Source organism: Achromobacter sp. Marseille-Q0513, from assembly GCF_018195695.1.
Taxonomy (GTDB): Bacteria; Pseudomonadota; Gammaproteobacteria; order Burkholderiales; family Burkholderiaceae_B; genus Achromobacter.
Genome location: NZ_JAGTJY010000150.1, coordinates 6082 through 15507, shown reverse-complemented (window position 1 = coordinate 15507; position 9426 = coordinate 6082). Strand labels below are relative to the sequence as shown.

The 9426-nt window shown below is 67.3% G+C and carries 8 protein-coding genes and 1 pseudogene; 7 read left to right on the top strand and 2 right to left on the bottom strand.

The features are described 5' to 3' along the window. Window positions 1–81 (top strand): annotated as a pseudogene (locus tag KDH83_RS32665) (succinyl-CoA--3-ketoacid-CoA transferase); the annotation flags it as partial. Between the two features lie 77 nt (window positions 82–158). On the opposite strand, the gene KDH83_RS23490 reads toward KDH83_RS32665, so the two are convergent. Then, entirely contained in the window at window positions 159–1121 is a 963-nt protein-coding gene (locus tag KDH83_RS23490; RefSeq protein ID WP_212320354.1) for an SDR family NAD(P)-dependent oxidoreductase, read from the bottom strand. Between the two features lie 123 nt (window positions 1122–1244). Here KDH83_RS23490 and KDH83_RS23485 point away from each other — a divergent pair, with 123 nt between their 5' ends. Beyond that, a complete protein-coding gene (locus KDH83_RS23485) occupies window positions 1245–2174 on the top strand; it encodes an AraC family transcriptional regulator (protein WP_212320352.1) in 930 nt (309 codons plus the stop codon). A gap of 36 nt (window positions 2175–2210) precedes the next feature. On the opposite strand, the gene KDH83_RS23480 is transcribed toward KDH83_RS23485, so the two are convergent. Further along, a complete protein-coding gene (locus tag KDH83_RS23480) occupies window positions 2211–2669 on the bottom strand; it encodes a GNAT family N-acetyltransferase (RefSeq protein WP_212320350.1) in 459 nt (152 codons plus the stop codon). 234 nt (window positions 2670–2903) lie between these two features. On the opposite strand from KDH83_RS23480, the gene KDH83_RS23475 reads away from it, so the two are divergent. The 5 genes from KDH83_RS23475 to gsiC all read left to right on the top strand — a co-directional run bounded on the left by KDH83_RS23475 (window position 2904) and on the right by gsiC (window position 9397). Beyond that, window positions 2904–3779, top strand: a complete 876-nt coding sequence (locus KDH83_RS23475) for a MurR/RpiR family transcriptional regulator (RefSeq protein WP_103273178.1) — start codon at window positions 2904–2906, stop codon at window positions 3777–3779. Then, window positions 3776–4756: an isoaspartyl peptidase/L-asparaginase gene (locus tag KDH83_RS23470; RefSeq protein WP_212320348.1), complete on the top strand. Its 981-nt coding sequence runs from the start codon at window positions 3776–3778 to the stop codon at window positions 4754–4756. Before KDH83_RS23475 ends, KDH83_RS23470 begins: the two co-directional genes overlap by 4 nt. A 107-nt stretch (window positions 4757–4863) precedes the next feature. Further along, entirely contained in the window at window positions 4864–6750 is a 1887-nt protein-coding gene (locus KDH83_RS23465) for a dipeptide ABC transporter ATP-binding protein (RefSeq protein WP_212320346.1), read from the top strand. A gap of 81 nt (window positions 6751–6831) precedes the next feature. Further along, a complete protein-coding gene (gene gsiB, locus KDH83_RS23460; RefSeq protein ID WP_212320344.1) occupies window positions 6832–8385 on the top strand; it encodes a glutathione ABC transporter substrate-binding protein GsiB in 1554 nt (517 codons plus the stop codon). Between the two features lie 91 nt (window positions 8386–8476). Further along, complete coding sequence (gsiC, locus tag KDH83_RS23455; RefSeq protein WP_103273182.1) at window positions 8477–9397, top strand: glutathione ABC transporter permease GsiC; 921 nt, start codon at window positions 8477–8479, stop codon at window positions 9395–9397. The last annotated feature ends 29 nt before the right edge of the window (window positions 9398–9426 follow it).

Genomic DNA, 9426 nt, shown 5'->3' with positions numbered 1-9426 from the left:
CTGGAAGTGGCGCCGGGCGTGACGGTCGACGAGATCCAGTCCAAGACGCTGGCCAGGCTGGATGTGTCGGCGGTGAAGTAGGCGCCGTCTCGCGCAAGCAGAGGAAAGCCCCGCGAGGGGCTTTTTTCTTGCCTGTACGAGCGGCGCGCGCGGGCGGCTCAGCGCGCGGCGAACGCGTCGATCCCGGTGAGCTCGGCGGACAGCGCCCACAGCCGCGCCGCCGCCTCGGGATCGATCGCGTGCGGGCGCACGCCGGCGAAGGAGGGAGCTTCGCCCTGGTCCAGCGCGGCGATGTCGCAATCCTCGCAGTACAGCCCGCCCATGCCTTCCAGCTGCGGCGAGGCGGCCGCCCAGGTCTGGGTGGCCGCGCCTTGCTGCACGGTCTTGAAGCTGGGGTCGGCTGGCTGGCCGCTGGCGTCCAGCCAGCCCGCGGCCGTCATTTCTTCCTGCGTCAGGTGGCGTTGCAGCGGCGTGAAGATCTTGCCGGGATGCAGCGAAAAGGCGCGCACGGCGTGCTCTCTTCCCAGCTTGTCCAGATGCAGGGCAAACAGGGCATTCGCGGTTTTCGACTGCCCGTAGGCCAGCCACTTGTCGTAGCCCCGCGTGAACTGCACATCGTCCCAGCGCATGCCGGATTGATGGTGTCCGGCGGACGAGACGGCGACCACGCGCGCGCCGCCCCGGAGCGCCGGCCAGAGCAGGTTCGCCAGCGCGTAGTGGCCCAGGTGATTGGTGGTGAACTGCGCTTCCCAGCCCGGCCCGACGCGGGTCTCGGGGCAGGCCATGATGCCCGCGCTGCAGATCAGCATGTCGACATGCCGCCCGCCGGCCAGGAAGCGCCGGGCGAAATCGCGCACGCTGTCCAGCCTGGCGAGATCCAGCGGTTCGACCTGGACCCCGGCGATGTCGCGGGTCTGCGCGCGGGCGGCCTCGGCGTCGCGCGCCGCGACGATGACGCGCGCGCCGGCATGGGCCAGCGCGCGGGTGGTTTCCAGTCCCAGGCCGGAGTGGCCGCCAGTGACGATGGCGGTGGCGTGGGACAGGTCCAGGCCGGCGAGCGCCGCCTGCGCGGTGGTGGCGGCGCCGAAACCGGAGCCGATCGGAAACTGCGGATGGGGCATGGCAAATCCTTGTAGGCCTTGGGATGTCCGGGTGGAATCCATGCACTGCATTCTGCGCACTGGACTTGAGACTGTGAATGCAGCAAAGTCCGCTACTCTGTCGAGATCGTCCGAAGCCGCGCCATGGATCCGCTGTCCGAAGTCCTTGCCCTGTTGAATACCCAAAGCTCCTTCTTCGCCGGCCTGAAGGCGGGCGGCGACTGGGCCATTGACTTTCCCGCGCCCGACGGCATCAAGTTCAATGCGGTCGTCGAGGGCGCCTGCTGGCTGAGCGTCGAGGGCGTGGCGCAGGCGATCCGGCTGGAGCGCGGCGACTGCTTCCTGCTGTCGCGCAAGCGGACGTTTTCATTGCGCAGCGATCCCGGCCTGCCGGCCGTTCCGGCGGATCAGGTCTATCGCCATGCCGTCCAGGGCATCGCCCGTTGCGGCACGGCCGATGGATTCTTCCTGATCGGCGGGCGCTTCGCGTTCGGCGAGGCCGCCGGCTTGCTGGTCGAAGGATTGCCGCCCGTCGCCGTGGTCAAGAGCGGTTCGGACCAGGCGGCGGTGCTGAGCTGGGCCTTGCAGCGCCTGGCCCATGAGCTGGCGCACGCCTCGCCGGGCGGCGCCATCGTGATCCAGCACCTGGGCCACATCATGCTGGTGGAAATGCTGCGGCTCTATCTGGAGCGGGGCGGCGATGGCGCGCCGAGCTGGCTGCTGGCCGTCTCGGATCCTCGCATCGGCGCGGCGATCCAGGCGATCCACGCCGATCCCGCGCGCGCCTGGAACGTCGAGGCGCTGGCCGAAATTGCGGGCGTGTCGCGCTCCACGCTGGCCCTGCATTTCAAGCGCAAGGCGGGCATCGCGCCGCTGGAATACGTGCTGCGCTGGCGCATGCAGCTGGCGGCGCGCGCGCTGACAGGCAGCCAGGCGACGATTTCCTCGGTCGCGCAGAAGCTGGGCTATGACTCCGACAGCGCGTTCAGCCATGCCTTCAAGCGTGTCATGGGCAGCGCGCCGAGCGCGTACCGGCGGGCGCCGGCTCCGCCGGACGGGCAGCAGGGCCGGTAGAGCCGGCGGCCTTCGTGTCCGCGCGCCCGGCCGCGCTCAGGCGGGTTCGTCCAGCAGCATCCCGATGTGCGGGATGTTGTCTTCCATGTATTCCTCGGTCACGGCCTTGAACCCGTGCGCGCCGTAGTAGCGCTGCAGGTGTGCCTGCGCGCTCAGGTAGATGGGCTGGCCGGGCCAGACGCGACGGATTTCCTCCTTGGCGCGGCGCACCAGCTCATGGCCCAGGCCGGTGCCGCGCGCCGAGGGCGCGGTGACGACCCGGCCGATCACGGCCCGGCCTTCGTTGCGGGCCGGTTCCAGCAGCCGGCAATAGGCGACCAGCGCGCCCTTGTCCCAGGCCATCAGGTGCTGCGTCTGGCCTTGCAGGTCCTGGCCGTCCATGTCCAGGTAGGGGCAGTTCTGCTCCATGACGAACACCACCGAGCGCAGCGTCAGCAGCGCATAGAGTTCGGCCGTGGTCAGGTCGGCGTGGGGCTTGCAGGTCCAGGCGGGCATGGGGGAATTCCAGGATGGGGAGCGGCGGCGAATGCTGTCCGGGGTTCGGGCGTGGCCGCCGCGAGGGGAGCCGCGTAAGCGTACCGCAAACCGGCCCCGATTTTCGGCTGCTTGTTACAAGTAATCACGGGTATACCCCTAGTATGAAAATCTATTTTCTTATCTAAAATTTATCTGTAAACGAATTTACATAATTTTCTGCCACGTTTTCCGCGCCATTCCGCTCGCTCCTCAATGAACAAAGCCGTACTCACGATCGCTGATCGGATCGCCCGGGCCCAGCCCGCGCTGAGCCGCACCCAGCACAAGATGGCCGAGTACGTGCTGGCGCACCAGTTCCGCGTCGCCACCATGACGATCGACGAATTCGCCGCGGCGGTGGGCGTGTCGGTGGCGACGGCCAACCGCTTCGCGCGCGCGCTGGAACTGCCGGGCTATCCGCAGTTCCGCGCCGAGCTGGCGCGCGGTTTCGAGGCCGCGCTGGAACCCGTGGAAAAGCTGCGCACCGAGCTGGCGCATTCGGCCAGCGCGGTGCAGATCTTCGCCGCCACGCTGGAAGAAGACATCCGCAACGCCCAGCGCAACCTGCAAGGGCTGGACGCCGAGGCCTGCGAGCAGGCCGTCGACATCATCCTGGGCGCCGATCGCGTCTTCATCATCGGTTTCGGCGCCAGCGGCTTCCTGGCCGGCATGCTGCAACGCGGCCTGTGCATGCACCTGCACTCGGTCGAGTCGCTCGCCGGCCCTGGCGGCGTGTCGCACGCCGCCCGCCAGATGTCGCGCATGACCAGCAAGGATCTGGTCATCGCCATCGCCTTCCCGCGCTACCTGGCCGACACGGTCACGCTGGCCAATGCGGCCAAGCAGGCCGGCGTGCCGGTGCTGGTGCTGACCGACAAGCCCACGTCGCCACTGGCGCCCGCCGCGTCCGTGGTGCTGTACGCGGTGTCGACGCGCCAGCTGATACCCAATTCCGAGACCGCGGCGCTGGGGCTGATCGAAGCCCTGTCGGCCGCCGTGGCCTATCGCGCCAAGAATTCCGTCGCGGCCGCGGCCGGGGTGACCCAGTCCGTGATGCCGTGGCTCATACATGGAGTAGGTAAACGATGATTCAACCCGTGATCGCCATTCACGGCGGCGCCGGCGCGATGTCCCGCGCGGCCATGTCCCCGGAGAAAGAACAGGAGTACCTGGGCGCGCTGAAGTCCATCGTGCAAGCCGGCCAGGCCGTGCTGGCCGCTGGCGGCAGCGCCCTGGACGCGGTCACCGAGGCCGTGCGCCTGCTGGAGGACTGCCCGCTGTTCAACGCCGGCCACGGTTCGGTCTTCACCAGCGCCGCGACGCACGAGCTGGACGCCGCCATCATGGACGGCGCCACGCTGCGCTCGGGCGCCATCGCCAACGTGCACCGCGTGCGCAACCCGATCTTCGCGGCGCGCAAGGTCATGGAGAACAGCAAGCACGTGTTCTTCGTGGGCGAGGGCGCCGAGGACTTCGCCCGCCAGGAAGGGCTGGAGCTGGTTGACCCGTCCTATTTCTCGACCGAAGCCCGCCGCGAGCAGCTGCTGCGCGTGCAGCGCGAGACGCCCGAGGCAGCCGTGCTGGACCATGACGGCCAGGCCATGGTGGCGCGCGGCCAGCCCGCGCCGGCCGACCCGCTGGACGCCGACAAGAAGTTCGGCACGGTGGGCGCGGTGGCGGTCGACGCCCAGGGCAACCTGGCCGCGGCCACGTCCACCGGCGGCATCACCAACAAGCAGATCGGCCGCGTCGGCGACGCTCCGCTGATCGGCGCCGGCACCTATGCCAGCAACAAGACCTGCGCCGTGTCGGCGACGGGCACCGGCGAGATGTTCATCCGCATGGTTGCCGCCTATGACGTGGCGGCGCAGATGGAATATGCCGGCGCCAGCCTGGCGCAGGCCGCCGATAGCGTCGTGATGGACAAGCTGCCGACGATCGAAGGCACGGGCGGCCTGGTGGCCGGGGACGAGCAGGGCAATGGGGCCCTGCCGTTCAACACCGAAGGCATGTACCGCGGTTATGGCCGGGTGGGCGAAGAGCCCGTCGTGGCCATCTACCGCTAAGGCGCGCAGCGCCCCCCGTGGGGGCGGCAGGCTCGCGCAGGGCTTTTTACACCGCCGTCCGGCCGAGCCGGGCGGCGGAATTTTCGAGTTTTGGGGATTGAAGAAAGATGGTTGATCGCGCTAACAGCCTGGCGATGCCGGATAACCGCGTGGTCCAGGTCGACGACCTGACGGTGCGCTTCGTCGGCTCGGAGCGCACGGTCGAAGCCGTGCGCAACCTGTCCTTCCACGTGGACCGGGGCGAGACCCTGGCCATCGTGGGCGAGTCCGGTTCCGGCAAGTCGGTGACCTCGCTGGCGCTGATGCGCCTGGTCGAGCACGGCGGCGGCCGCATCGCCCAGGGCAACATGGCGCTGCGCCGGCGCAACGGCTCGGTGGTCGATCTGGTCAATTCCAGCCAGCGCGTCATGCGCAATGTGCGCGGCGCGGACATGGCCATGATCTTCCAGGAACCCATGACCTCGCTGAACCCGGTGTTCACCGCCGGGGACCAGATCGCCGAATCGATCCGCCAGCACCAGGGCAAGGATGCCGCCGCCGCGCGCGCCGAGGCGCTGCGCATGCTGGAGCAGGTGCGCATTCCCGAGGCCAAGTCGGTGCTGGACCGTTTCCCGCACCAGCTGTCCGGCGGCATGCGCCAGCGCGTCATGATCGCCATGGCGCTGGCCTGCAAGCCGGCGCTGCTGATCGCCGACGAGCCGACCACCGCGCTGGACGTGACCATCCAGGCCCAGATCCTGCAACTGATCCGCCAGCTGCAGGAAGAAATGCACATGGGCGTGGTGTTCATCACCCACGACATGGGCGTGGTGGCCGAAGTGGCCGACCGCGTGCTGGTCATGTATCGCGGCGACAAGGTCGAGGAAGGCCCGTCCGAGCGCGTGTTCGCCGATCCCCGCCATGCCTACACCCGCGCGCTGCTGTCGGCGGTGCCCAAGCTGGGCGCCATGCAGGGCACCGACCTGCCGGCCCGTTTCCCGCTGCTGCAGGTGGACGGCAAGGCCCAGCCCGTGGCCGAGCCCGCCGCCGCCAGCACCCAGGAAGTGCCGGCCGCGCGCAAGGAGCCGATCCTCAGCGTGCGCGACCTGGTCACGCGCTTCGATCTGCGCGGCGGCATCATGAGCCGCGTGCAGCGCCGCGTGCATGCCGTCGAGAAGGTCAGCTTCGACCTGTACCCCGGCGAGACGCTGTCGCTGGTGGGCGAGTCGGGCTGCGGCAAGTCCACCACCGGCCGTTCGCTGCTGCGCCTGGTCGAGAGCCAGGGCGGCGAGATCCGCTTCGGCGGCCGTGACATCGTGCGCCTGAAGAACAGCGAGCTGCAATCGCTGCGCCGCGACATCCAGTTCGTGTTCCAGGATCCCTTCGCCTCGCTCGATCCGCGCGTCACGGTCGGCTTCTCGATCATGGAGCCGTTGCTGGTGCACGGCGTGGCCAAGGGCAAGGAAGCCGAGCGCCGCGTCGCCGAGCTGCTCGAGCGCGTCGGCCTGCCGGCCGAGATGGCGCAGCGCTATCCGCACGAATTCTCCGGCGGCCAGCGCCAGCGCGTCTGCATCGCGCGCGCCCTGGCCCTGAACCCCAAGGTCGTGATCGCCGACGAATCGGTGTCGGCGCTGGACGTGTCGATCCAGGCGCAGATCGTGAACCTGCTGATCGACCTGCAGCGCGACATGGGCATCGCCTTCCTGTTCATCTCGCACGACATGGCCGTGGTCGAGCGCGTCAGCCACCGCGTGGCGGTGATGTACCTGGGCCAGATCGTCGAGATCGGTCCGCGCCGCGAGATTTTCGAGAACCCGCAGCACCCGTACACCAAGAAGCTGATGTCGGCCGTGCCGATCGCCGATCCGGCGCGCCGCCACATGAAGCGCACCTTGCTGTCCGATGAAATTCCCAGCCCGATCCGCAAGCTCGGCGACGAGCCGGTGGTGCAGCCGCTGGTGCAGGTAGGCAAGGACCACTTCGTCGCCCGCCACCCCGTTGGCGGCGCGTACTGAGCGGCCGCGCCGTGCAGTTGTGCCGTATCTGAAGTTTCTTCCACAAAACCCCATAGATTCCATACGGAACCAGGAGTTGCAATGATGAAAGTTTTGCGCCCCACCAAGCTGATGGCCGCCGCCGCGGTGGCTTTCGGCATGCTCAGTTCGCCGCTGGCGCACGCTTCCAAGGACGTGACGTTTGCCGTCGCCATCGCCCTGGAAACGCTCGATCCGTACAACACCAACAGCACCCTGAACCAGGCGGCCGGCAAGGCCTACTACGAAGGCCTGTTCGAGTTCGACAAGGACCTGAAGGTCCAGAAGGTGCTGGCCACCGACTACACCGTCAGCGAAGACGGCCTGGTCTACACGTTCAAGCTGCGCGAAGGCGTCAAGTTCCATGACGGCACCGACTTCAACGCCGAAGCCGTCAAGATCAACTTCGACCGCCCGGCCAACCCGGACAACCGCCTGTCGCGCTACATCCAGTTCAGCGTCATCGAGAAGACCGAAGTGGTGGATCCGCTGACGATCAAGATCACGCTGAAGAAGCCGTTCTCGGCCTTCATCAATGCGCTGGCCCACCCGGCCGCCATGATGATCTCGCCGGCCGCGCTGGCCAAGTACGGCAAGGAAATCGGCTTCCACCCGGTGGGCACCGGCCCGTTCGAATTCGTCGAATGGAAGCCGGCCGAATACCTGAAGGTCAAGAAGTTCGACGGCTACTGGAAGAAGGGCTACCCGAAGGTCGACACGCTGACCTTCCGCACCGTCACCGACAACAACACGCGCGCCGCCGTGGTCCAGACCGGCGAGGCTCAGTTCGCCTTCCCGGTGCCGTTCGAGCAGGCCGCCGTGCTGAAGAAGAACGACAAGCTGGACGTGATCGATCACCAGAACTCGATCATGACCCGCTACCTGTCGATGAACGTGCAGCAAAAGCCGTTCGACAACCCCAAGGTGCGCGAAGCCATCAACTACGCCATCAACAAGGAAGCGCTGGCCAAGGTCGCGTTCTCCGGCTACGCCTCCGTGGTCGAAGGCGTGGTGCCGCAGGGCGTGGACTACGCCTACAAGACCGGCGCCTGGCCGCATGACATCAAGAAGGCCAAGGCCCTGCTGGCCGAAGCCGGCTACCCCAACGGCTTCGAAAGCACGCTGTGGTCGGCCTACAACGACGGCACGTCGGTCAAGGCGGTCCAGTTCCTGCAGCAGCAGCTGGCCCAGGTCGGCATCAAGGTGTCGGTGGAAGTGCTGGAATCCGGCCAGCGCGTGCAGCGCGTGCAGCAGGTGCAGAAGCCCGAGGAAGCCAAGGTCCGCATGTACTACGCCGGCTGGTCCTCGTCGACCGGCGAGGCCGACTGGGGCCTGCGTCCGCTGCTGACCACGCCGGCTTTCCCGCCCGTGCTCAACAACGTGTCGTACTACTCGAACAAGACGGTTGACGACGGCGTGCAGGAAGCGCTGGCCACGACCGATCGCGCCAAGAAGACCGAGATCTACAAGAAGGTTCAGGAAACCATCTGGAAGGACGCCCCGTGGGCCTTCCTGGTGACCCAGAACAACCTGTACGTCCGTTCGAAGAACCTGTCGGGCGTGTACGTGGAACCGGACACCTCGTTCTGGTTCGGCGACATCGAACTGAAGCAGTAAACCTTGCAGTAACCCCCGGGGCCGCAAGGCCCCACAGTTAGGCCGCATGCGGCGGGGACATGACGTCCCCGCCGCTGTCGCAGGAATTTCAATGCTGACCTACATCGTCAAACGTCTTTTGGGCATGATCCCCACGCTGCTGCTGGTGGCCGTGGTCGTGTTCCTGTTTGTGCACATGCTTCCGGGCGACCCGGCGCGACTGGCCGCGGGCCAGGAGGCCGACCAGCAGACCGTCGAACTCGTGCGCAAGGAACTCGGGCTGGATCTGCCCCTGCCGCAGCAGTTCGTGCGCTACTTCAGCCACATGCTGCAAGGCGACCTGGGTACCTCGCTGCGTACCAAGCGCCCCGTCTCGACCGAAATCGCCGACCGCTTCATGCCCACGCTGTGGTTGACGATCGCCAGCATGGTCTGGTCCGTCGCCTTCGGCATGATCATCGGCATCGTCTCGGCCGTCTGGCGCAACCGCTGGCCCGACCGTCTCGGCATGACGCTGGCCGTGTCCGGCATCTCGTTCCCCGCGTTCGCGCTGGGCATGATGCTGATGCAGATCTTCTCCGTGAACCTGGGCTGGCTGCCGACCGTCGGCGCCTCGACCTGGCAACACTACATCCTGCCGTCCATCACGCTGGGCGCGGCGGTGGCCGCCGTGATGGCGCGCTTCACCCGCGCGTCCTTCGTCGAAGTGGTGCAGGAAGACTTCGTGCGCACGGCGCGCGCCAAGGGCCTGACCGAGCGCCGCGTGATCATCAAGCACGCGCTGCGCAACGCGCTGATCCCGGTGGTCACGATGATGGGCCTGCAGTTCGGCTTCCTGCTGGGCGGCTCCATCGTGGTCGAGACCGTGTTCAACTGGCCCGGCCTGGGCCGCCTGCTGGTCGACGCCGTCACCCAGCGCGACTATCCGGTGATCCAGGGCCTGGTGCTGCTGTTCTCGCTGGAATTCATCCTGATCAACCTGATTGTCGACGTGCTCTACGGCGTCATCAATCCCAGCATCCGTTACAAGTGAGGCGGCCATGAGCAATACGACACCCGCCA